Source organism: Ruegeria sp. CH11 (assembly GCF_056537105.1).
Genome location: NZ_JBQFQX010000012.1, coordinates 110,961 through 135,043 on the forward strand (window position 1 = coordinate 110,961; position 24,083 = coordinate 135,043).

21 protein-coding genes are annotated in these 24,083 nt (G+C 58.1%); 8 read left to right on the forward strand and 13 right to left on the reverse strand.

The window, feature by feature from the left end; translation table 11 throughout:
* Positions 1-608: 608 nt before the first annotated feature.
* From pseG to ACR0LX_RS17090, 4 genes are all read left to right on the forward strand, one after another.
* Positions 609-2,282 (forward strand): UDP-2,4-diacetamido-2,4,6-trideoxy-beta-L-altropyranose hydrolase, encoded by a 1,674-nt coding sequence (gene pseG / locus ACR0LX_RS17075; protein ID WP_480784747.1) that lies wholly within the window; start codon positions 609-611, stop codon positions 2,280-2,282.
* On the forward strand, positions 2,275-2,961 hold the full coding sequence (locus ACR0LX_RS17080; RefSeq protein WP_480784748.1) for a formyl transferase: 687 nt from the start codon (positions 2,275-2,277) through the stop codon (positions 2,959-2,961). The genes pseG and ACR0LX_RS17080 overlap by 8 nt, the downstream gene beginning before the upstream one ends.
* Complete coding sequence (locus ACR0LX_RS17085) at positions 2,958-3,641, forward strand: PIG-L deacetylase family protein (RefSeq protein WP_480784749.1); 684 nt, start codon at positions 2,958-2,960, stop codon at positions 3,639-3,641. The genes ACR0LX_RS17080 and ACR0LX_RS17085 overlap by 4 nt, the downstream gene beginning before the upstream one ends.
* Before the next feature lie 280 nt (positions 3,642-3,921).
* The gene (locus tag ACR0LX_RS17090; protein ID WP_480784750.1) at positions 3,922-5,265 is read left to right on the forward strand and encodes a nucleotide sugar dehydrogenase; all 1,344 of its coding nucleotides are present in this window, start codon (positions 3,922-3,924) and stop codon (positions 5,263-5,265) included.
* Positions 5,266-5,450: 185 nt separating this feature from the next.
* On the opposite strand, the gene ACR0LX_RS17095 is transcribed toward ACR0LX_RS17090, so the two are convergent.
* The 11 genes from ACR0LX_RS17095 to ACR0LX_RS17145 form a co-directional block, all read right to left on the reverse strand.
* Positions 5,451-5,903, reverse strand: a complete 453-nt coding sequence (locus ACR0LX_RS17095) for an SRPBCC family protein (protein ID WP_480784751.1) — start codon at positions 5,901-5,903, stop codon at positions 5,451-5,453.
* Between the two features lie 106 nt (positions 5,904-6,009).
* Complete coding sequence (locus ACR0LX_RS17100) at positions 6,010-6,819, reverse strand: XdhC family protein (RefSeq protein ID WP_480784752.1); 810 nt, start codon at positions 6,817-6,819, stop codon at positions 6,010-6,012.
* Positions 6,820-6,831: 12 nt separating this feature from the next.
* Entirely contained in the window at positions 6,832-7,983 is a 1,152-nt protein-coding gene (locus ACR0LX_RS17105) for a vWA domain-containing protein (protein WP_480784753.1), read from the reverse strand.
* Positions 7,984-8,018: 35 nt separating this feature from the next.
* On the reverse strand, positions 8,019-8,885 hold the full coding sequence (locus ACR0LX_RS17110) for an AAA family ATPase (protein WP_480784754.1): 867 nt from the start codon (positions 8,883-8,885) through the stop codon (positions 8,019-8,021).
* 139 nt (positions 8,886-9,024) lie between these two features.
* On the reverse strand, positions 9,025-11,442 hold the full coding sequence (locus ACR0LX_RS17115; protein ID WP_480784755.1) for an aerobic carbon-monoxide dehydrogenase large subunit: 2,418 nt from the start codon (positions 11,440-11,442) through the stop codon (positions 9,025-9,027).
* Positions 11,439-11,933, reverse strand: coding sequence for a (2Fe-2S)-binding protein (locus ACR0LX_RS17120; RefSeq protein ID WP_480784756.1), 495 nt, complete (start codon positions 11,931-11,933; stop codon positions 11,439-11,441). Before ACR0LX_RS17120 ends, ACR0LX_RS17115 begins: the two co-directional genes overlap by 4 nt.
* 12 nt (positions 11,934-11,945) lie before the next feature.
* Positions 11,946-12,779, reverse strand: coding sequence for an FAD binding domain-containing protein (locus ACR0LX_RS17125; protein ID WP_480784757.1), 834 nt, complete (start codon positions 12,777-12,779; stop codon positions 11,946-11,948).
* Positions 12,780-12,918: 139 nt separating this feature from the next.
* Positions 12,919-14,007 carry an MHYT domain-containing protein gene (locus ACR0LX_RS17130; RefSeq protein WP_480784758.1) on the reverse strand — a complete coding sequence of 363 codons (1,089 nt, stop codon included), beginning with the start codon at positions 14,005-14,007 and terminating at the stop codon, positions 12,919-12,921.
* A 77-nt stretch (positions 14,008-14,084) separates the two neighbouring features.
* Complete coding sequence (locus ACR0LX_RS17135) at positions 14,085-15,089, reverse strand: ABC transporter substrate-binding protein (protein ID WP_480784759.1); 1,005 nt, start codon at positions 15,087-15,089, stop codon at positions 14,085-14,087.
* On the reverse strand, positions 15,068-16,435 hold the full coding sequence (locus tag ACR0LX_RS17140; protein ID WP_480784760.1) for a sensor histidine kinase: 1,368 nt from the start codon (positions 16,433-16,435) through the stop codon (positions 15,068-15,070). Before ACR0LX_RS17140 ends, ACR0LX_RS17135 begins: the two co-directional genes overlap by 22 nt.
* Positions 16,425-17,093 carry a response regulator transcription factor gene (locus ACR0LX_RS17145; protein ID WP_480784766.1) on the reverse strand — a complete coding sequence of 223 codons (669 nt, stop codon included), beginning with the start codon at positions 17,091-17,093 and terminating at the stop codon, positions 16,425-16,427. Before ACR0LX_RS17145 ends, ACR0LX_RS17140 begins: the two co-directional genes overlap by 11 nt.
* Before the next feature lie 108 nt (positions 17,094-17,201).
* On the opposite strand from ACR0LX_RS17145, the gene ACR0LX_RS17150 reads away from it, so the two are divergent.
* From ACR0LX_RS17150 to ACR0LX_RS17165, 4 genes are all read left to right on the forward strand, one after another.
* Positions 17,202-18,182 (forward strand): Bug family tripartite tricarboxylate transporter substrate binding protein, encoded by a 981-nt coding sequence (locus tag ACR0LX_RS17150; RefSeq protein WP_480579583.1) that lies wholly within the window; start codon positions 17,202-17,204, stop codon positions 18,180-18,182.
* Positions 18,183-18,248: 66 nt separating this feature from the next.
* Positions 18,249-18,731 carry a tripartite tricarboxylate transporter TctB family protein gene (locus tag ACR0LX_RS17155; protein WP_480579584.1) on the forward strand — a complete coding sequence of 161 codons (483 nt, stop codon included), beginning with the start codon at positions 18,249-18,251 and terminating at the stop codon, positions 18,729-18,731.
* A gap of 1 nt (position 18,732) precedes the next feature.
* Positions 18,733-20,244, forward strand: a complete 1,512-nt coding sequence (locus ACR0LX_RS17160) for a tripartite tricarboxylate transporter permease (protein WP_480784761.1) — start codon at positions 18,733-18,735, stop codon at positions 20,242-20,244.
* The gene (locus ACR0LX_RS17165; RefSeq protein WP_480784762.1) at positions 20,234-21,421 is read left to right on the forward strand and encodes a CaiB/BaiF CoA transferase family protein; all 1,188 of its coding nucleotides are present in this window, start codon (positions 20,234-20,236) and stop codon (positions 21,419-21,421) included. Before ACR0LX_RS17160 ends, ACR0LX_RS17165 begins: the two co-directional genes overlap by 11 nt.
* A 56-nt stretch (positions 21,422-21,477) precedes the next feature.
* On the opposite strand, the gene ACR0LX_RS17170 is transcribed toward ACR0LX_RS17165, so the two are convergent.
* Together ACR0LX_RS17170 and ACR0LX_RS17175 are read right to left on the reverse strand one after the other, a co-directional pair.
* Positions 21,478-22,962 carry a heme biosynthesis HemY N-terminal domain-containing protein gene (locus ACR0LX_RS17170; RefSeq protein WP_480784763.1) on the reverse strand — a complete coding sequence of 495 codons (1,485 nt, stop codon included), beginning with the start codon at positions 22,960-22,962 and terminating at the stop codon, positions 21,478-21,480.
* A 10-nt stretch (positions 22,963-22,972) separates the two neighbouring features.
* Positions 22,973-24,083, reverse strand: a 1,111-nt coding sequence (locus ACR0LX_RS17175; RefSeq protein WP_480784764.1) for a COG4223 family protein, incomplete at its 5' end; no start/stop codon positions are given.

Consider the following 24,083-nt stretch of genomic DNA (forward strand, 5'->3'; position numbering starts at 1 on the left):
GTCTTAACACAAAGTGCTTCACCGTCGCAGGAACTCCGAGTATTCGGCCATGCTGTTGCAGGCACTCGGGCGACAATCGGCTCTTTCTACTCTGTTCCGAAGACGTTCGCATGGGAACTCCAATTGCTTCTGTTTTTTCAAAGTGACGTCAAGCGGGACCAGCTTGACAGAACCAATTTCCAGAGGTTGGCCATTCCATGGTCTCGCTCTTTGTGTCCTCAAAAACTGCGAGGAGTATTCCTTTGCCAATTATTACGGAACTACTGACGGGCAGTGGGCAATTGTAAGGACTGCCTCAATTTGATCTCTGGGCGCGGAACCTCGTGATATCAGTATGACGGCAAGATCCGCGACTACCAAAGCGCACCGGTGGCTATCTTGCGGCGGTCACGCGAACAGGGCGTTTTGAGCAGCACGTTTGTAACACCTCGCAACTAACTTTTTGCTTTTTGGGTCGCGATCGTCACCCCGTTCAAATTGTCTGGGCCGAATTCGGATGGGCTATGGCCTAGCGGATCAAATGTGTTAGGAGGTCAAAAGCGACATCCAACTTACACATAAGGCCGCCAACGCCAATGAAACTGCGTATCGTGCAAAGGCAATGTTAGATGAAGAGTGATGAAACTGACCCGAACCACAGGTACGGGTTTGTGTTTCGAGTGGATGGTTCTGCGCGCATCGGAACAGGCCACGTGATGCGCTGCCTGACGTTGGCAAACGCACTACGAGAAAGGCAGTTCAGCACGATTTTCTTGTCCAGAAACCTCTCTCCAGAACTAGAACAATTGCTTCGAATTTTCGGACATGAGGTGACAATATTGAACCAAGGCGGGCCAAAGCCTCCACAAAGCGCCGACCTATACAGCGCCTGGCTTGGCACCAGTGAAGCTTTTGATGCAAGTTGTGTTTGCAAGGAACTGAAGAACCGCCCAACCGCGAAACTCTCTGCAATGATCGTCGATCACTATAGCCTCGGTGCCGAATGGGAAACTCTCGTTGCTTCTGAATTGAAATTGCCAATTTTTGCAATTGATGACCTTGGCCGCAACCATACCGCGGACACAATCCTTGACACGACATTCGGAAAAGACCCGCAGGAGTATTCAGGGTTGGTACCTGCCAACGCGAATGTTCTGGTCGGAAGCGAATTTGCGCTGTTGCGTCCGGAATTTGTACAACAACGTCCTCGCTCACTTCGTCGCAGGCAGTCTAGGGCGCGAAGCGAGGAGCCACCGAGGTCTCTGCTTATTGCTTTGGGCGGCGGAGACCAGGATGATGCGCTTGGGTTTCTGCTGCCTGCCATTCTCGAAATCGCGCCTGAGCTTGGTTTGAAAATTCATGCGTTGGTCGGGCCGGTTTACCCGCATCTCGAAAACCTGATGTCACTATGTCGGCGGCACGCCGAGAGCTTAGAAGTGCACTACAACATAAAGAATGTTGCCGAGGTGATCGCCTCGATCGATGTTTGCATTGGTGCAGCTGGCAGTTCGACTTGGGAACGATGTTGCTTGGGGATCCCAACGCTCAACATAGTGATTGCGGATAACCAACAAACGGTCGACCAAAACCTTTCGCAATCGGGGATTGCGGTCTCCGGAGGGAAGTTTGCACGCGCTCGGGACGGCACCGCTTCGATCGGCCAACAGACGGCAAAAACATGGGTGAACAAGACGCTCCTGCCTTTTCTTCGCGATATAAGCCAGCTTGAACAGCTGAGCGAGAATTCAGCAGCAATAGCAGATGGGGGAGGCTCCATTCGCGCATTGAAGACCCTTTTGACCTATGTACCTAACAAGCTTGAGGTGCAATTGAGGCCTGCTGGTCCGCCAGACGCCGAGATCTTGTACGAATGGCAAAGCTTTCCAGGTACCAGACGTCACTTTAGATCCTCGGTCGTGCCAGAATGGTCTGATCACCTTAGATGGTATGAAAATCGGCTGCGATCGATGCCTGATAAAACATGGATCGTACTCTACGGAAACATTCCCGCCGGTTTCGTCAGATTGGATGAAACAGCTGAGGTGCCTGATGCTGTGTTCGGGCACAAAAATGAGGAGGTTTCGATCTTAGTCGCACCCGAACTGCAAGGTCGGGGGATTGCTGGCCGCGCATTGCGCGACCTGATCGACATCCACACCGGTCAAAAGATTTTCGCACATGTTCTGCCCGAAAACACGGCCTCGATGCGGCTGTTCACGAAATGCGGGTTTGAAGCTATTGGGAACAACATGTTCGTACACACGAAGACTCCGCAAAATAGTTCAATGGTGCTAGATGACTAACTATATCGTTGCGGCAAATAAGTCCTGGCACAAAGAACTGTTTGATCTTCATACTCCGAGTTTTCCGGGACAATGGACCTACGTTGCAGAGCCGACTGACCTGACCGCAGAACTTGTCGCAAATATTGCACCGAGATACGTTTTCTTTCCTCATTGGAGCCACATCGTTCCGTCAAACATTATTAGTGAAACGGAATGTGTTTGTTTTCATATGACGGACTTACCTTATGGGCGCGGCGGTTCACCGTTGCAAAACCTGATTGTCCGAAAGCACAGACACACCAAGCTCACGGCCTTGCGGATGACCGAAGAAATCGATGCTGGGCCGATCTATTTCAAAAGCGACTTGGCGCTGGATGGTTCGGCTGAAGAAATTCTGCGGCGATGCGCTCGAATGACCTGGGACATGATCGCGGAGCTGATTCGAACCAATCCCGCGCCCGTGCCGCAACAGGGTGACGTTACAGCGTTCGTGCGCCGAAAACGACAGGACGGTAACTTGTCTCATCTGTCCCAAGTGAACGACGTCTACGATTACATTCGCATGCTGGACGCCGAAGGCTATCCGCCGGCGTTCTTTCAGCACGAAGGCCTAATCTACGAGTTTTCAGAGGCGACTCAACACGGTGATGAAGTGCGCGCGAAGGTGATCATAAGAAAGAGGAAATCAGGAGAATGAAACCGTTGCGATCAAACGTTCTTGTGATAGTTGCGCACCCCGATGACGAGACGATCGGTGCTGGCGGCACATTAGCGCGCCATGCCGCCGAAGGCGACATAGTGAACGTTTTGGTGCTGGCGGATGGCGAAGCGTCGCGCGATAAGGTTTCCGAAAGGTCGGCGTCGATCCGCCAATCGCAATGTCGGTCGGCATGCGATATTCTCGGCGTTGCTGATGTATTCTTTGAGACCATGCCAGACAATGCGATGGACACCAGAGCAAGGCTGGATATTGCGAAGATATGTGAACACTTCATTGCTGATTTGTCGCCGGATACGATCTACACCCACCATCAGGGCGACGTTAATATCGACCATGTCTACACCGCGGACGCCGTTACAATAGCGGCAAGGGCACAACCGAATTGTCCGGTTCGTCGAATTCTCCAGTTTGAAACGGCGTCCAGCACGGAATGGCAGTTGCCGGCTCATGATCGGCCATTTACGCCGAACTGGTTTGTTGATGTATCAGACCATTGGGAACAAAAGGCAGCAGCGTTGATGGCATACCAATCCGAGATGCGTCCCTACCCGCACACCCGCTCGATTGCGGCATTGGACGCATTGTCGACTTGGCGAGGGGCCACCGCTGGGCTAGACAAAGCCGAGGCGTTTATGCTTGTCAGATCAATCCGCTGATTGGAAAGCGTTCGCGCTGTGCTCTCAGGGTTCTAAAAAGGATTGAAAGAATCTGTTAACAGTCCGGCCGTAAGAACGTCTTTGGATTCGACATCCCAGGTGTTTTCTGCCTCGATGAATTCGAACATTCAGACCGAACGACGGCGAACAAATCACTCCTGAGCGCCAATTGGCTTGAGGATAAACCAAATTCGAGAATATACCGGTTCAGAAATGAGCGCACAGCATCCCGCTTCGTGCTTATACAAAATCGCCTGCCGGAAACCTCTGGAAATCTACAATGAACATGAATGACCCTATCGAATCAAAAGTGTTTGCTGCGCTTGAGGACAGGACCGCCAGAATTGCGGTTGTCGGTCTGGGGTATGTCGGGCTCCCTCTGGCGGTCACGGCGGCATCCCGCGGTTTCAATGTCGTTGGGTTCGATATTGACCAGGATAAAATTCGGCAACTGGTCGCGCTCAACAGTTATATTGATGCGGTTTCAGACCAGTTGTTGGTGTCTGTTACCGATGCCGAAAAAGTTTCCTGGACGAGCAATTTCGCTCAACTTTCTACGTGCGATGTTATTGTCATTTGCGTTCCCACGCCATTGACCCTTCATCGCGAACCCGATTTGACATACGTGCAGGAGACGGCTCTGGCGATCTCTGAGCACATGTCCCCAGATACGCTTGTTGTACTAGAATCAACGACATTCCCGGGCACCACAAAGGATGTGCTAAGCCCGCTTCTGGAGACCGGTGGCCTTAAAGCCAATAAAGATTTTTGGGTCGCATTCAGTCCCGAGCGCGAAGACCCGGGGAACGAAAAATATCGAACGCACTCCATACCAAAAATCGTAGGTGCGGATACCGAAGCCGCAAGACGCCTAGCCGAAAGTTTCTACAGAAACGTTGTCGACAACGTTGTTCCGGTCTCGTCCACCAGCACCGCTGAAGCAGTCAAAATCACCGAAAATGTTTTCCGCGCGGTTAACATTGCGCTCGTAAACGAATTGAAAGTCATTTTCGACGCTATGGATATCGATATCTGGGAGGTGATCAACGGCGCTGCCACCAAGCCTTTTGGGTTCATGCCGTTCTATCCCGGGCCTGGCCTTGGTGGGCATTGCATCCCAATTGACCCTTTCTATTTGTCTTGGAAAGCACGCGAGTTTGGTCATACAACCCGATTTATCGAGCTGGCTGGTGAAATAAACGTCAACATGCCGCATTTTGTTATCGGCAAGCTTCGTGAAGTTTTGGATCAAAAATTCGGTAAGGGTCTGTCCAAGTCGCGAGTTCTATTGGTCGGTATCAGCTACAAGAAAAATGTCCCGGATATGCGCGAAAGCCCATCAGTCGTATTGATGGATATGTTGCTGGCAAACAACGCCCAAGTCGATTTTGTGGACCCGCTCATCGAAACAATTCCCAAGATGCGGAATTTTCCACAACTTTTGGATCGCCGAGCCGTCAACCTCGAAAATGTCGAGGCAAATGATTACGATGCCATTCTCATTTCCACGGACCATGACGCCATTGATTATGAGCGCCTTGTCGCTTTGAACATACCAATTATAGACACGAGAAACGCAATTGAAACACGCGGTCTGCAGATGGATTTAGTGACCAAAGCCTGATCTGGCGAACGTCCTCAACCTATCGAGAGAGCGCCATCTGTTGAGTACGGCTTCGGGACCTGGATCACCGGCCAACAACCTTGTGTCTCAAATTAATGGTTCTTTTTCCGCCACAGGAGGTGGAACAGTTCTGAAGAGGCAAAAAAACTATGCCTCTGATCACGCCTACGTCTGGAGAGCAGTAGCTAGTTTCCGACTTGCTCCGAGACGACCTCACCGAATTTGGTAAAGAATTTGCCTGACAGCTTCTTCGACGTCCCAGCGATCAATCGGCTGCCCAGCTGGGCGATTTTCCCGCCGATATCCACCTTGGCGGTGTAGCCCAAGACGGTTTCGTCGCCGTCTTCGGTCAGCGTCACATCGGCGCCACCTTTGGCAAAACCGGCGGCGCCGCCTTTGCCTTCGCCCGACAGTGTGAACCCGTCAGGGGCGTTCGAGGTGTCCAACGTCACTTCGCCAGCAAACCGCGCCTTGACCGGCCCGATCTTCAGAACCACCTTTGCTTCGAGCTTTCCAGGTTCCGATTGGGTCAACTCCTCGCATCCCGGAATGCATTCGCGCAGAATGTCCGGGTCGTTCAAAGCCCGATACACCGTGTCGCGCGGGGCGGCAATTCGGATTTCGTCACTCAGCTCCATTCCTGTTTCCCTTTTTCAACAACACCTTGGATAGACACGCAGCGCCTCTTCGGTCGCCTCTGTTGTGGTCCGTTCTGGTCTCTTAGGCCAGAATCTCCGCCAACGGTCACGCCATTTTTTCATTATGCGCCGCCTCCTCGGATCGGTCCGTGTTTTTCCATCCAATAATTTCCACCAGAATCGACAGTGCAATCTCGTGCGGATCGACCGCGTGAATATGCAGCCCTGCCGGCGCTTTGAGCTGGGTTGCGCGGGCCTTGTCCAGACCCTCCGCTACCAGCTTGTCGCACAGAACCTTCGCCTTGCGCGCGCTGGCGACCATAGATACCCGCCTGGCCGGTGACACCAGGGCCGATTTCAAGGCCACCCGATCACCGTTGCCCTGCGAGGCGACCACGACGAAGTCGCGCGGCTCAATCGCAAGCTCAGGCAGATTTTCCGGATCGAACCCGGTCTGACCCGGTTGCTCGCGCCCCTTCGGGACAAAGACACGCAGTCCGGTCAATGTGGCATACGCCGCCAAAGCGTTTGCAATTGGCGTATCGCCAAATATTACCAGCCGGGGTGCGTGCTGGTATGGCTCGACCAGCAGATCAACCGTTCCGCCCGAGGGGCATCCGCTCTTGAAGGTTTGCACGCCGTCCGGGTCTGTCATGGCCACGACCTTTTCCGTTGGTTTGACGCGGATCATCTGCGGGGTGCCTGTCGTCAATGCCCGCTGCGCCGACGACAGCACCGCCCGTTGTACGCAGGCACCGCCCAAATGGCCCAGTATGCGTCCATCCTGCGTGATCGCCGCCTTGCCACCCGCTTTGGCCGAGGTCGCATCTGCCGTCCGCAATACAGTTGCAACGCAGAACGGATCGTCATTCTGGCGCAGCTTTTCGATCGTGTCGAAGATGTCGAATCCTGTCATATGTGCCTCTCGTCACAACTTGCGGAATTGCGGCTCTAGCGCAGCAAGCGCCTCTAGCGTGTTCGCCGGCAGATGTGCATCCAGATGGGGTTCGGCCGCACGGATCGCGGCCGCAATCGGTTGATAGTTTTGCCAGCCTTTCAACGGGTTCAGCCAAACGATCCGTCGGGCTTTGCGCTGGATCCGCTCCAATACATCGCCCAAGGCCTTCGGATCGGAACAGCAATACCCATCCGACAGGATCAACACGACCGTGCGTCCGTTCAACGCCCGAGCGCCGTAGCCGTTCAGAAACGCGTTGAGGCTGCCTGAGATATCTGTACCGCCTCCAAACCCTTCCGCCATCAGCGACAAACGCCCGGCGGAGCGCAAGGAATCGTGGTCGCGCAATGCATCTGTGACTCTCATCAACCGGGTGTGAAACAGATAGGCATCCGCCTGCGTACCACTGCCGACCAGCCCTTTGAGAAACGCCAGAAACACGCGCGCGTAAACCGTCATCGAGCCGCTGACATCACACAGCGCAACAATTCGCATCGGGCGCAGAGGGCGCGCGCGGCGATACAGGTCCATTGGCTCACCACCGCGCGCCAGACTTGCCCGCTGAATGCGTCGCATATCCAGTACCGCTCCACGCAATGCCTGTTTGCGTCGCCGCGACCGGCGATCCCGGATCGCGCGGGCCAGGCGCGCAGCAGTCGCTTGGGCCTGTGTTAGAGACTGCTCATCCATCAGTTCTCGCAGATCCCGACGCGACAGATTGTCAATTCGGGTTGCAATCAGCATTCCGTCCGTACCTTCGGCATCTCCCTCACTCGGGTCGGGAACGGTGGCGTGTTCTGTGTCAGCGCCCGCGTCTTGGGCCGTCCGGCTGTCAGCCTGCCAGATCATTGGTTTTGCAGATTGCACCCGCAAGTGCGCGCTCTGTTTCTTCCCCGCGCGACGCCTGCCGGTGTTGAACCAATAAGCTTCGAACAAATCATCGAAGCGCCGCCACCCCTCGGCATCCCCGACCAGAACAGCACGCAGCGCTTGCCGGGCCTGTTCCGCATCGGTTGCTTCGACAGCTGACAAAGCTGCGAGGGCGTCTCCGGTCTCGCGCGGGCCAACCTGCAGACCGTTCATACGAAGATGCGCAATGAACCCCGACATGCGGTCAGACAAACCAGCGCCCCGAGATGGAAAACGCGTCACCTGCATCACGCCACCTTCCCGATCAGACGATCCATGACTTCGGGCGGCGCGGCATCAAAATCCGCAGCGGTCTTGAGCAGGCAGACCAAAGTCGCCTGCACCTCATCCCGTGACTGGGCCAGATCATTGACCCCAAGCCCGGACAATGCGGCCGCCCAATCCAGCATCTCGGCAATGCCCGGCACCTTCTCAAGGTCTTCTTTGCGTAATTCCTGCACGACCCCAATAATCTGACGCGCCAGCCCTGCTTCGACTTCGGGCATCCGCGCGCGCAGGATCGCCATTTCTGTCTCGCGCGACGGATAGTCGAGGAAACTGTACAGACACCGGCGACGCAGCGCGTCCGAAAGATCACGTGTCCCATTGGCAGTCAGGATCACGATCGGTCTGGAGCGTGCATTGATCGTACCCAGTTCCGGGATCGTAATCTGAAAATCGGACAGTATTTCCAGCAAATAGGCTTCGAACTCTTCATCCGCCCGATCAATCTCATCAATCAGCAGAACCGGAGGATTGCTCTGTGAAATAGCCTCTAACAAAGGCCGTTTCAGCAGATATGCGTCAGAAAACAGTTGCCCCTCGTCAACACCACCTTGCGCGTCGCTCGCACGGATGGCCAACAGCTGACGCTGGTAATTCCACTCGTAGATCGCGTGGCTTGCGTCCAGCCCTTCGTAGCACTGAAGTCGGATCAAGCGCGTATCCCGCCAAGCGGCCACCGCTTTGGCAACCTCGGTTTTGCCAACACCTGCGGGGCCTTCCAGCAACAATGGCCGTCCCAACGCCTGCGCCAGGTGCAATGCCATCGCCAGCCGATCGTCGGCGACATAGCCTTGCGCGGCCAATCCGTTCTGAACATCACTCAAAGTCAAAACCAGGATCCAATCTTCATCTGGCCAAAAACACCCCGGGGGTCCGAGGGGATCGTTCATTGTTACACCATTGGTTCGAGAAACAATGGACGATGCCCCCTCGCTTCGGTCGGACCGGCGTCAGCCGGTTCGAACCCGGTTACCCGTGCATCCCCAACCCATTCGCGATCTTCCAGATACGCCAGTGGTCATGCGGCATGTGGCTCTGCACCAAACCAAAAGGCCGGAACGCATCATGCACCGCGTTGGAAAATGCAGGCACGCCGCCCACATTCGGGCTTTCGCCCACACCCTTCGCACCAATCGGATGGTGCGGAGACGGCGTCACCGTGTGATCGGTGGTGTAATTCGGCGTCTCCCATGCCGTCGGCAAAAAGAAGTCCATCAAGGTACCGGTCTTGACGTTACCCATCTCATCATAGGCGATTTCCTGACCCATCGCGATGGCCAGGGCCTCGGTCACGCCGCCATGGACCTGCCCTTCGATGATCATGGGGTTGATCCGGGTTCCGCAATCGTCCAGCGCATAGAACTGCCGAACCTCCCATTCGCCGGTATCCACGTCGATTTCCATGACGCAGACATAAGCTCCGAACGGATAGGTCATGTTCGGCGGATCATAGTAGCTGACCGCTTCCAAACCGGGCTCCAGACCGGGGATGGCCTGGTTATAGGCGGCAAAGGCGATTTCCTTCATGGTCTTGAACCGCTCGGGCGCGCCTTTGACCGAGAACCGGTCCACGTCCCATTCGACGTCGTCGTCATGCACCTCCAGCAGGTAAGCCGCGATCATCTGTGCCTTGGCGCGGATTTTGCGGGCGGCCATCGCCGTTGCCGCCCCGGCGACAGGCGTGGACCGAGACCCGTATGTCCCCAGCCCATAAGGCGCGGTGTCGGTGTCACCTTCCTCCAGCGTGATGTCATCGGCAGGCAGGCCGATCTCACTGGCGATGATCTGCGCAAAGGTCGTGGCATGGCCTTGACCCTGCGAGATCGTCCCCAGCCGTGCAATGGCAGACCCGGTCGGATGGATGCGGATTTCGCAGCTGTCGAACATGCCGAGCCCAAGGATATCGCAGTTCTTCACCGGTCCGGCCCCAACGATTTCGGTGAAATGCGTCAGGCCAATTCCCAGCAGTTTGCGGGTTTTCCCAGCTTTGAAATCTTCGACCCGCTGCGCCTGTTCCGCCCGCAGACCTTCATAGTCGACGGCCTTCAAAGCCTTATCCCAGGCAGTGTGATAATCGCCCGAGTCATATTCCCAGCCCAACGCCGATTGATATGGGAACTGATCGGCTTTGATGAAGTTGATCCGCCGCAGCTCGGCTGCGTCCATGTTCAGCTTGATGGCCAGAACCTCAATCATGCGTTCGATGAAATAGGCGGCCTCGGTCACCCGGAACGAGCAACGATAGGCAACACCGCCAGGCGCTTTGTTGGTGTAGACACCGTCTACAGCCAGATAGGCGGTCGGGATGTCATACGACCCGGTGCAAATGTTCATGAACCCGGCTGGGAACTTGGTCGGGTCGGCACAAGCGTCAAATCCACCATGATCCGCTGTGGTGTGGCACCAGAGACCAGTGATCTTGCCATCCTTGGTGGCCGCGATCTTGCCCTGCATCCAGTAGTCGCGGGCAAAGGCGGTGGACATTAGATTTTCCATCCGATTTTCGACCCATTTCACCGGCTGGCCGGTGACGATCGAGGCGACAACCGAGCAGACATAACCCGCATAGGCGCCGACCTTGTTGCCGAAGCCGCCACCGATATCAGGGCTGATGACGCGGATGTTGTGTTCCGCCAGACCCGAGATCAGCGACACAACGGTGCGGATCGCGTGGGGGGCCTGGAACGTGCCATAAAGCGTCAGCTTGCCGGTGACCTTATCCATTGAAGCGACACAGCCGCAGGTCTCCAGCGGGCATGGGTGGGTTCGATGGTAATACACCATTTCTTCGGCCACGACATCGGCCTCACCTAGAACCGCCTCCGTCGCGTCTTTGTCGCCCTGTTCCCAGGTGAAGATGTGGTTGTGATGCTTGCGCGGTCCGTGCGCGCCCTCAGTCTGACCTTCAAGGTCTTCGCGCAGAACGACATCCGATTTCAGAGCCTCGAACGGGTCGGTCAGAACGGGCAGTTCTTCGTACTCAACCTCGACCAGTTCCGCAGCGTCTGCCGCAATATAGCGGTTTTCGGCGACGACATAGGCGACTTCCTGACCCTGAAACAGAACCTTTCCGTCCGCCAGCACCATTTGCTTGTCACCCGCCAGTGTTGGCATCCAATGCAGGCCCAGCGGTGCCAGATCTTCGGCCGTCAACACGGCAACAACACCCGGCACGGCCAACGCGGCATCCTTGGTCACGCTGACGACGCGCGCGTGCGCGTAAGGCGACCGGACAAATGCGCCGAACAGCAACCCGTCCAGCTTGATGTCATCGACATAGTTGCCCTTGCCTTGGGTAAAGCGCACATCCTCGACGCGTTTGCGGGCGCAGCCCATCCCTTTGAGGTTGGCGGCGCGTTCTTCGGGGGTCAGAGTCTGGTCGTTCATTCCGCGGCCTCCTTCTGAGCGTTCAGCATGTCGGCCGAGGCCGAGATCGCCTTAACGATATTCTGGTATCCGGTGCAGCGGCACAGGTTCCCGGCCATTCCGAAACGGATTTCCTCTTCGGTCGGGTTCGGGTTTTCCTGCAGCAAGCGATGCGCGCGCGCGATCATGCCCGGCGTGCAGAAACCGCATTGCAGCCCATGATGCTCGCGGAACATCTCTTGCAACACTCCAAGGCTGCCATCGTCATTGGTGAGGCCTTCGACGGTGGTGATATCGGACCCGTTCACCTGCGCCACGAATGTGGTGCAGGATTTAACCGACTTGCCGTCGATGTCCACGGTACAGGCCCCGCAATGGCTGGTTTCACAGCCGATATGAGGCCCAGTGATTTTCAGATCTTCCCGCAGGAAGTGGATCAGCAGCGTACGCGGCTCGGCCAGCCCTTCGACCTCTTTGCCGTTCACGGTGAGTTTGACTTGCATTTTTGACATGGTTTCCTCCCCTCAACTCGCGCGGCTTTGCGCACGGTCGATGGCACGGCGCAGCATCACGGCGGCCACATGTTTCTTGAATTCGACGGGGCCGCGGTTGTCGGCCACCGGGTCGATGGCATTCAGCATTGCGGCCACGCAGCCGTCGATGTCGCCGCCGGCAAGCGCGTTGCTGGCAGCTTCGGACCAGATCGGCGTATCCGCCAGATTGGTCATCGCGACCGATGCCGTGCCATTTCGGACCATGACAGCCGCAGCAGCGGTCGCGTAATCGCCGATCTTGCGCTTTTGCTTTTCATAAGCCTGACCAACGCCTGCACTCGGAACAGGGATCGAGATTCGGGTCAGGATCTCTTCATCCTCACGGGCGGTGAAATACGCAGCCTCGTAAAATTCCCGCGCGGCAACACTGCGTGAGCCATCGGGACCCGTCAGGTCGAACGTCGCATTCAGGCATTGCATCAGCCCCGGCATGTCATTGCCCGGATCGCCATTGGCCACATTGCCACCGACGGTGCCCATGTATCGCACTTGCGGATCCGCGATCTGCAACGCGGCCTCGCGGATCAGCGGAATGGATGCGGCAAGGCCATCGTGGGTAATCAACTCATGCTGAGTGACCATCGCACCCAAAGTTACGGTGTCGGACCCGACCTCGATACCCTTAAGTTCATCGATGGCTTGCAGGTCAACCAAGTGACCCATCTCAGCCATGCGCAGCTTCATCATCGGGATCAGGCTGTGCCCGCCTGCGATCACGCGCGCATCGTCTCCGTGTTCCTGCAGAATGCCGATGGCCGAGGCGATGTCGCCTGGCCGGTGATACTCAAAACCGGCTGGTATCATGTTTTTCCTCCCTGGGTCCGAGCGATGTGCCTTGGGGGACCTGAACAAAGGAAAGAACGGTGTGTTCAGCCGTTCCAGCCAACGGAAACGGGGCGCGCAGCCTGTTTCACCAGTTGCGAATAGGCTGCACGAATTGCGATCAAAGGCCCAGTGCGTCGCGAATGTCAGAAAGTCGCGACCGGCTGACGGGAACCTTGCTGAGCGCGTCGACACCGTCGAAATAGCAGGTGCCGTTGTCCTTGTGCCGCTCAAACCCGGAGACATGTTTTGGGTTCACCAGATAGCTGCGATGGGCGCGCAGAAACCCATCCGGCGTAAGGCGCGTTTCCGCCTCGGTGATCGACCACGGGCAAAACAGTTTTTCGGTACCCATGTAGAGCACGGTGTAGTGCCCCTCGGCCCGGATCGCGGCAACCCGGGCAGGTTCGGCAAAGAATGTCTGGCCTTCGCGCTCAAAAGGCACGCCCGCACGCAATGAGGTCGGTTCCGGCGCGGGTGCTTCGGCCGGCGCGGCGTCAGGTTCCGCGCCGACAAGAGTAATTCCAGTCAATAGGAAAGCACCGCAGATCAGGAACACCGCCACCGTAACGCCCATTGCCAGAACCTGGTTGTTCAACGCTGGCCCGGCACCGCCGAGGCTGTCGCTTGCCGCAAAATCGGTCAGCCCTGTGGCGACAAAATGCATAGTGAAGACGGCCAGGCCAAAGCACACGGTGCCCAGCAGTATGTTGCGCTGAGTCCGATTGTCATAGGCGACCCAGATCGCCAGTACCGACAACACAACCGAGGCCAGCGTAGAGATCGCCACATCCCAGACCGTGTAGACCGGTCGGCACAGTTCCATCCCCGCCATTCCGACATAGTGCATCACGACGATGCCCAACCCGACGATTACACCAGCGCCAACGATTGTCTGCGCCGTGCGCGGTCGGAAATGCAGCAAAAGCAGCGCCAGCCCGACCATCAGAATGGCCACCAACGCTGAAATCAGCGTGATCAGCGCGTCATAGTAGAACAGGATCGGCAATTGCAGACCCAGCATGGCCACGAAATGCATCGACCAGATACCGCCACCCAGAATGACAGCGGCGAGCGCCACAACGAATTTTCGACGCTGGCTGTCAAGACGCGACGCCCCATGCGTCAGGTAAAGCCCGGTAAAACCGGCCATCAGCGCCACGGCAAGCGACGCGGCCACAAGCCAGCCGTTATGAGTGTAATCCAGCATTTGGACAGGCGCGCCCTCCCCGACGCGAGTGCGACGTTAGCAAACTGATCTGATCGGGACAATCAGCGCCGATCGCGCTATTGAATGACCGCGTTTTCCCAGGCCGAGATGAACTTTTGACGTTTCAGCCGATCCAGAAACGTCAACAAAGCGGGGTTCAGACCAATTGCCTCGCGCTCGGTCGCGGCTACCGTGGTCGACAAGAGCGGCAGCGCCGGTTTGCTCTCTGGTCGCGTGGACTCTCTGGTCGTCAGGAACCTGATAAAGCTTTCGGCGGCATCGGCCACTTTGGTCGTCGCAGAGGCCATGACTGTTCGCATCATCGTGGTTTGAAAGTCGGTCGGCAGAATGACCGTCAATGCGTCTGTGCCTTCGGTCTGAACTGCGGCGTAGCTGCCCAGAACGTTGTAGGCCACCAGTATTTTCCCGTCGGCCAGATCGCGGATCATATCGCCGGAACAGCAATAGAGGCGTGTGTCCAGACTGCCCATGACCTCCATCAGACGCCAATAGGTCTCGGACGCCCGCGCATCCTGCGTGGCGAACAAATAGCCAAGCCCCGACTGCCGCACGTCGTATGTGCCGATCTTGCCGCGAAACACATCGGGCCGCTCGCGCAGCGCTTCGATCAACCCCTGACGAGTCTGCGGAATAGGATGATCCTGAAAGGCGGATCGGTTCAGAACGATGGTCGCGGGCTCGGTGGTGAAGGCAAACAAGCTGTCATGCCATTGCGCCCAGGCGGGGACCGGCACGTTGTCCAGCGGCAGCGCAAACCCGTCATTGGCAAGCTTCAATTGCAGGTCCATGGCGCTTGAAATGACCACATCGAAATCGTCCGGCGTTGCGCGCACGCGTTCGTTGATATCGGCGGTGCCCGAGACCAGATACTCGACGCTGATCGACGGGTTTTCGGCGACGAAGTCGCGGATAAGGGGTGCAAACAGAACCGTGTCCGTGCTGGACAGAATGCGCAGACGCGCGCCTTCGGCGTCTTCGTTAAATATCTGGCGATCCTCCCAGTCCTCTGCCAATCCAGGCAGGGGAAGCAGCCACAGGATCAGAGCGATAAGGTAACGCATGCGCCGCCCTCGGGTTGGTTGGTCAACTCAAGCGCGCCGCCATGCGCAACCGCCACGTCTTGTGCGATGGTCAGGCCGAGACCTGAGCCGATTGTCCCCTCGGCATTCTGTCCCCGCTCGAACCGTCGCGTCAGCATGTCGATCTGATGGGGTGGAAAGCCGGGGCCTGAATCGGTGACGCTGATCTTTGTTTCCGGATTGGCGGCAACGTTGATCTCGACCGTGCTGTCAGATGGTGCGTATTTCAGTGCGTTGTCGACCATGTTGCGCACCGCGTTCTGCAACAGGATCGGATCGCCGGAATAGGGAACCGTGGCATCACCGGTCAGCGACAGCGACAGGTCCTTCATCTCGGCAATCGGCGTCAGGCGCTGCACCAGATCTCGGGCCAGGGCGACAAGGTCGATATCTTCCCGTTCAAGGTGATCGGCGCGGAAGGTGATCATGGCATGATCCAGCAGTTGCCCCGCCGCGCGCGAGCTTTCGTCGATGGCGCGAACCATGGCGCGCAGCGCCTCGCGGTTTTCCTTGCGTTCGACCCGATGCAGCGTTGCTTCGGCATAGGATCGGACCGTGGCAAGCGGCGTGCGCACCCGGTGTGCAGCCTCGGCTATGAAATCCTCGGACTGGCTAAGGGATTGATCCAACCGTCCCATCAGCGAATTCAGCGAGGCAACAAGCGGGGCCATTTCGCGCGGCACCGGTTTACGGAACGGGCTGAGGTCTTGCGGACCACGCCGCGTTACCGAAGTTGTCAGCCTGTTGAACTGCCCGATCGTCGTCGACGTGACCCAAACCGACATGGCGGCCGTCAGCAAAAAGAAGCCAAGTCCCAACAAGGCTGCATTGCGCGAGATTTGATCCAGAGTTTCGGCCAGTGCGTCTTGCGTCTGGGCCAGCACCACCTCGATCCGGGTCTGTTTACCCAGTCCAACAAGCGTACGCCCCGCATTGACCTGCCGGATTTGTTCACCGCGCATCTCACCGGCCTGAAAGCTCCAGCTTCCATCTGCCGTCCCGGTGGCAACCCGCAGGTCTTCATAGCCTGAAACAAAATTCCCATCCTGAAAAATTGCATAGAAAACGCGATCATCGGCCGGGGTGGTCAGCATCGAAAACGCAGCATAGGGAATATCTACCTCCAGCTGCCCATCCCGCAGCGCCGCCGCATCGAGGATCGAAGCCACCGACGCGCCAAGGATGTTGTCCTGCCCTTGCTGCGCCACGCGGATTGCATAGCTGCGAACCGCAAAAAACAACAGGATCGCAAGAATCGCAGCCCCGCCGATCAGGGTCAGCACAAGCCGGTTCCGTAGCGATCCAGAGACAGTGGGACTAGCTGCCATGGTCCAGCCTGTAACCCAACCCGCGCAGCGTGGTGATCTTCAGCTCGGACTTTTCCAGATGCTTGCGCAACCGTCCAACATAAACCTCGATCGCGTTGTCCGAGACGTCGTCGTCGTAAGAAAACAACCGGTCGGCCAGTTTCTGTTTCGAAAACACCTGTCCGGGGGCATTGATGAACAGCTCCATCATCCGCAATTCGCGGTTCCGCAGCGAAATCGTGTCGCCCCGGACAATCAGGTGCCCTGCCACCGGATCGAAAACAATGCCACCAAGCTCGATCCTCGACTTCGCAATTCCGGACCGGCGACGCAGAACGGCGCGACAGCGGGCCTCAAGTTCGGCGTGATCAAAGGGCTTGGTCACGTAGTCATCCGCCCCCAGATCAAGCGAGCCGATTCGATCCGAAACCTGACTGCGCGCGGTCAAAACGATGACAGGCGTGTCCAGATCACTGGCGCGGTGACGTTCCAGAAAGTCACGCCCATCGCCGTCAGGCAGCATGATATCCAGCAGGATCAGGTCGTATTCCTCGACCTCGGCAAAGGCTGTCGCGTCGTCCAATTTCGCAGCATGATCAACCACATGACCGTCCAGTCGCATGCGAGCACACATGGCGTTTGCCAGATCCAGATTGTCTTCAACCAGAAGGAATTTCATCAGCCCCAAAAAGTATCTTTGCGCATGACAGGTTGATGTCAGGTTCATGTGTTTAGGTTCGGAATAATCTGAGCCGCCGAGCGGCCGGTTGTCAAATGGGAGGAGATCATGACAACACTCAAACTGGGCCGTCGTGCCCTGATCGCAGCTGTGGCCGCTATCGGCCTGACCGGACCTGCGCTGGCGCAGGATCAGGTCGTTGACAGCATTCACTTTCTGATCCCCGGCGGTGCCGGCGGTGGCTGGGACGGAACCGCACGCGGCACTGGCGAGGCGCTGACCAATGCCGGTCTTGTGGGCACTGCGTCCTACGAGAACATGTCCGGCGGTGGCGGAGGCAAAGCCATCGGTTATCTGATCGAAAACGCCGAGAGCAATCATGGCACGCTGATGGTCAACTCGACGCCCATCGTGATCCGTTCGCTGACCGGCGTTTTCCCGCACAACTTCCGCGACCTGACGCTGGTATCTGGAACGATCGGTGACTATGCCGCGATTGTTGTCGGCAAGGATAGCCCGATCAATTCAATGGCAGATCTGCTGGCGGCCTATGACGCCGACCCGGGCGCCACGGCGATCGGCGGCGGTTCGGTGCCAGGCGGCATGGACCATCTGGTTGCGGCCATGGTGATGGAAGCGGCTGGCAAAGACGCGCTGGGCGTCAAGTACATTCCCTATGATGCAGGCGGTAAAGCCATGGCGGCGCTGCTGTCCGGTGAAATCGCGGCACTGTCGACCGGATTCTCGGAAGCCGTCGATCTTGCCAATCAAGGCGAGGTCAAGATCATCGGTGTAACCGCAGAGGAACGTGTCGATGCAGCGCCTGATGCGCAGACCATGAAGGAACAGGGGATCGACACCACTTTCGTGAACTGGCGCGGTTTCTTCGCCGCCCCCGGGCTGCCCGAGGACAAGCTGGTCGCCTATCAGGATGCCATCACCAAGATGTACGACACGCCGGAATGGGAAGAGGTCCGCGCGCGCAATGGTTGGGTGAACATCCACAACTCGGGTGACGACTTTTCCGCGTTCCTTGAAGAGCAGGAAAAGCAGATCAGCGACCTGATGAAGAAGCTGGGCTTCCTTTAACGACACCTTTGGCAGAGCGCTCATCCGCTCTGCCATCATCAATAAGACTTCAAGGGAGGGGACACCATGGCGCTGGATCGCTGGATCGCGCTCGTTCTGCTGGGCATCTGTTTGACATATGGCTACGCCGCCTGGTTCACGATGGATGGCAGCTTGCCTCCCTTCATGCAACGAAACCCCATCTGGCCCAGCACCTTTCCCAAAGTGCTGTCTGTTCTGGGTATCGTTGCCTCGACAGTCATCCTGCTGGGCTTTGAAAAGAGCGAATTGAAAGAGGCGGAAATCGATTACCGCCGTCTTGGCGACTACCATCTGGGTCAAGCCATTGCGCTGTTGGTTCTGATGGTTGTCTACGCGCTGTGCCTGCGCCCAGTTGGGTTTCTGATCGCGACATCCGCTTTCCTGATCCTGGGCTCTTACATTCTGGGTGAACGCAAATGGCACATCATGCTGCCTGTGGCGCTGATAGCGACCGGGTTTGTCTGGTATCTGGTGCAGCAGGTTCTTGGGATTTACATGCGCCCCCTGCCGGGCATTTTTGGAGGCTGACATGCTCGAAGGACTTCTGATCGGCCTGCAAACGGCATTCTCAATCCAAAACCTGCTGATGGTCATCGCGGGATGCCTGATCGGCACATTCATCGGCATGCTGCCGGGTCTCGGCCCGATGTCGATCATCGCAATCATGATCCCGGTCGCCATTTCGATGGGAGACCCGTCCGCCGCGCTGATCCTTCTGGCGGGCGTCTATTATGGCGCAATTTTTGGCGGCTCGACCTCCTCTATCCTGCTGAACGCGCCGGGGGTCGCGGGGACTGTGGCCTCCAGTTTCGACGGTTATCCGATGGCGCGTCAGGGCAAGGCGGGCAAGGCGCTGACCGTTGCGGCGATTGCCAGTTTCGCCGGCGGTACGCTGGGTGCCATCCTGCTGATGGTCTTCGCCCCCAGCCTGTCCGCAGTCGCATTGCAGTTCCATTCGGCGGAATATTTCGCGCTGATGGTTGTCGGCCTCTCGGCCATCGCCGCCTTCGCAGGCTCGGGCCAGGTTGCCAAAGCCCTGATCATGACCATTCTGGGACTGATCATGGCAACGGTGGGCGAGGGCGCTCTGTTCAACCTGCCGCGATTCACCATGGGGATCATGGACCTGCAATCGGGCTTTGGGTTCATTACCCTCGCCATGGCGATGTTTGCCTTGCCCGAGGCGCTGTTTCTGGTCCTCAAACCCAAGGACCTGCAAGGTGACGAGGGCGAAATCAAGGATCTGCGCATCACCAGGAAAGAGGCCAAGGCCATCGCACCCGTGATCGGGCGGCAATCGGTTCAGGGCTTCTTTATCGGCGTTTTGCCGGGCGCCGGAGCCACGATCGCCAGCTTCCTCGGCTATGCGGTCGAGCGCAACATCGCCACGAAAGAGGAACAGGAAGAGTTCGGCAAAGGCTCGATCAAGGGTCTGGCCGCACCGGAAACCGCGAACAACGCAGCCTGTACCGGGTCGTTTGTACCGCTGCTGACGCTGGGGATTCCGGGCTCGGGCACGACGGCCATTTTACTGGGGGCGCTGATTGCGTTGAATGTGACACCTGGCCCGCGCCTGATGTTGGATGAGCCGCAGATCTTCTGGGCGGTGATTATGTCGATGTTCATCGGCAATCTCGTCCTGCTGATCCTGAACCTGCCGTTGATCCCCTACATCGCAAAAATTCTGGCTGTTCCGCGCAACTATCTGATTCCGTTCATTTTGTTCTTCACCTTGATGGGGGCCTATATCGGCCAGAACAATGCCACGGAGCTGCTGATACTGGTCGGATTCGGCGTCTGCGCGACCGCACTGAAATTCGCCGATTACCCGCTGGCACCCTTGCTGATTGGCTTCATCCTTGGTGGCATGATGGAGGACAACTTTGCACGATCCATGCAGCTGTACGATGGTATCGCCTTCATCTGGCAACGCCCGATGACCCTCGGCCTGCTGGCGATTGCGGTCCTGCTGGTGCTGTTGCCAAGTTACCGCGCGCGCCGCGCCAAGGCCCGGGCCGCCGGGGTGGCCGATGGCGACTGAGCCACTGAGCGGGGTCCGGGTTCTAGACCTGACCAACGTTCTGGCAGGGCCATATTGTTGCTATCAACTGGCGCTTATGGGTGCCGAGGTGATCAAGGTTGAACGCCCCGGCACCGGCGATCTGGCCCGCGTGCTGGGGGCCGATGCAGACCGCAACAAGGCCGGGATGGGCATCAGCTTTCTGGCCCAGAATGCGGACAAGAAATCCGTCACGCTGGACTTGAAGGCCGACCAGGGAAAAGCCCTGCTCAAGCGTCTCGTCAAAACCGCAGATGTTTTGGTTGAGAACTTCCGGCCCGGCGTGATGGACAGGCTGGGGCTGGGATACGACGTTCTGCGCGCCGAAAACCCCAAACTGATCTATTGCGCGATCAGCGGATTCGGACAAGACGGGCCACGCCGGGACGATCCGGCCTATGACCAGATCGTTCAGGGCCTCAGCGGCGTCATGTCGATCACTGGCGGACCAGACACTGCGCCCTATCGCGTTGGGTATCCGCTGGCCGACACCGTTGGCGGGCTGACCGCCGCTTTTTCGATCTGCGCGGCGCTGAACGCCAACCCGCGCGGCACGTTTCTAGACGTCGCAATGACCGAAGCGGTCGTGTCGACCATGGGCTGGGTTGTTTCCAACTATCTGGTCGGCGGCGTCACGCCTGCCGCGCATGGTAATGAGAATACAACCTCGGCCCCGTCCGGCACTTTTGCCACGTCCGATAACCCAATCAACATCGCCGCCAATCGCGATGAGCAATGGCAGGCACTTGCCAAGCATCTGAATCGCGCCGACCTGCTGACGCGCGCGGACTACCTGACACGCGAGAATCGCAAGGCGAACCGACAAGCGCTCCGCGCGGAACTGGAACGAGCGCTTTGCACACGCTCTGCCCGCGACTGGGTGCGCGAGTTGAATGCGATCGGCGTGCCGACCGGGCAGGTCCTGACAGTGCCCCAGGCGCTGTCGGATCCGCAACTTTCAGGCCGTGGGCTAATAGGGTCCCTGCCATTTGGCGACCATAAACTGCGGCTGGCTGGCAGCCCGGTTGTCAAGGATGGTGAACGCAGGATGCCGCAAACTGCACCACCGGTTCTTGGCGCGGACAACGCAACAATCTGGTCCGAAATTGGACTGTCTGAGGCCGAAATCGACGCCCTGCAAGCCGAGGGAATCCTTTGAACGCTGGTTGACGCAACGCCAGCATCGGGCGTAACCCCCAGCACTATTCGTGCAGATCAGGCTTGTTTCTGGGTGTCGGCCTCGACCGGTTCGGCGTTCGCCTCAATCACATCATCTGTGTCGGGGCCTTCGGCGTCCTCAGCCTCGTCCTCGGATTGATCCTCAAGTGCACCAACGATCAGCGGCAACATGTGAACGCCGGTCGCGGTTGCAATCTCGGTGGTCTTGGGCGTCTGCCAGCTGAGCGTGTCAAAGCTGCCGCAATTGTCGCAGACAGGACCCCATTCGGGCTGAATGTCGTGACAATTGTCGCAAACCCACTGCGGACCGCGCGGCGCGTTCAGTGCCTTGGCAAGCCAGCCCTGTACCACAGTGTCTGCCGAGCCCTCGCCCCGTTCGACCGCCGCCATCAGCGTGTAGGCCCGCGCATCTGCCTGATTTTCTACAACATCACCCAAGGCGCGCCGGGCTTCGGGGAAATCCTCGGCCACGATGTTCAACTCGGCCAGGATAAGTCGAGTTTCCAGGTTCTGCGGGTGGATACGCGTCAGTGCCGTGAACCGCTTGACCCGCTGTTCCGGGGTTTCGTCGGGCGCAATTTCGGCAAAAGCGTGGGCCAGATCGGGATGTGGCCGGACCTCCCACGCTTTCTTCAGGATTTTGGTGGCGGCACGCGGTTTGCCCTTTTCGATATAGGCGCGCGCAGCCATGGCCGCCGCCGGCACCAGATCGGGCGAAAGCTTGTTGGCTTCGATCGACTTTTCCTGCTGCTCGACCGTGGCGGAGTCGTCCAGAATGCCGCGCGCCTCGGACAACGCCAGCACAGCGTCACGGCGTTTGAACACATCGCGCGGCAGGTATCCCGCTTTCAGTTTCGAGGTCAGCGTCGACCGCGCACCCGCCCAGTCCTGCGCTTTGGTTTGCAGGTTCAGCAGCACGTCCTGAGTTTCGGCATGTCGCGGTTTCAGGGCCAATGCCTTTTCCGCCAGCTTGCGGGCGGTTTCATCATCGCCCTCGGCCAGCTTTTGATTCATGATGCCGCGCACACCGACAAAACGCGTGGCGTTATTGGTCACCAGCTTCTTATAAGTCTCTTCGGCCTTTTTGGTATCACCCGACATTTCCGCAGCCTGCGCCACCAGCAGGTTGGTCAGTTCGGGCTTGTTGAGCAGCCGTTCGGCCTTGTGGGCTTTGGACATCGCAGCGCGCCCTTCGCCCGATGCCAGCGCCATAAGCCCATCGGCCAGCGCCTGATACCCACGCCGCTCGCGGCTGCGGTCGAAATACCGCGTCAACGCGGTTTCATCGCCGTTGAGAAACTTGAGCGTCGCAACCAGCAGGCTGAGCAATTTGAAGAACAGCCAGACCGCAAAGACCAGCAGGCCCAGCGCGATGGCCGATTGCAGAGGTCCAAGGGTGTATTCGGTCCCCGCGACGGTGACCTGCACGCCGCCACTGGATTCCATCAGAAAGCCTGCGCCCATGGCCAGAAGGCCGATAATCGCAACAAAAACAAGGATCTTTAACAATGACCACAGCATAGCAGGTCCTTCAGTTCGAGTTCACGCTTGCGGCAAGCGAATTTACGGCATTCACCGCAGTCAGACGGGCCTGAGCCGCCTTTTCCCAGTCGGCCATGGCCGCTTTTGCCGCGTCGGGCAAGGTGCCAACCAGGGTCAGAGCGCCCGAGACATCCCCACTTGCCAGCGCGGCCTGCGCGCGCGACAGAATTGCATCCGGGTCATCGCCGTCTTGCGGCGTCACCGAGCGCGCTCCGGTCTGACGTTGCAGAAAGGCAACCAGACCCGTGCCCTTGTCCGCGTCCCGGGCATCTGCCAGCGCCGTCCGCGCCGCCGGAGCAAAACTCGCACTCAGCGCCGAAATTGTGGCCACGCCATCCTCTGCCGACGCGCTCAGTGCGTCCGGAACAGTCAGACCCCCGGCCTGAAGCTCGGACACCAGATCATCATAGGGCTGACCAGCGTCCAGCTTGCCCTGCAATCGTGTCAGCAACGCCGTGTTGGTCGCGGCGCGCGCTTCGGCTGCGGCTTTGGCCTCCAATGCCTGCGCGTCGGACACCATTTTTTCGATCTCGCTGCGCTGCGTGGTCAGCGACTCCTGCAGTTTCTTGAGCTCGGCCTCAAAGGCGGCAGTCGTCTCGGGCGAAATGTTGGCTTCGATCGGCGCTTTTTCGAGCGCCGTCAGACGATCCCCCAGGGGACCAACCTGCCCGCTCAACGCATCGACGCTGGACTTCACCGCGCTCAGATCACTTTCGACCGGGGTCAGTTTGTCGGACAGGGTCTTGATCTGGTCGGACAGGCCCGCACTGTCGGGGATCTGCCCCAGCGCCTTGGTCAGTTGGTCGATCTGATCCGATTGCGCGGCCAGTTTTGTCTCGAGCGCAGCAAATGCCTCGGACGTGTTCGAACCTCCTGGCAACAGACCGCCCTGGCCCACAGCAAACCCGATCCCCGCCGCAACGACGCCGCCGATCAGAGCAGGAACAAACCCGCCGCGCTTTTCAACCGTGCGTTCGACGACCTTTTCCTTGACCGGCGCAGGTTGAGTTTCGGCTTCGGCTTCGGCTTCGGCTTCGGCTTCGGCTTCGGCTTCGGCTTCGGCTTCGGCTTCGGCTTCGGCTTCGGCTTCGGCTTCGGCT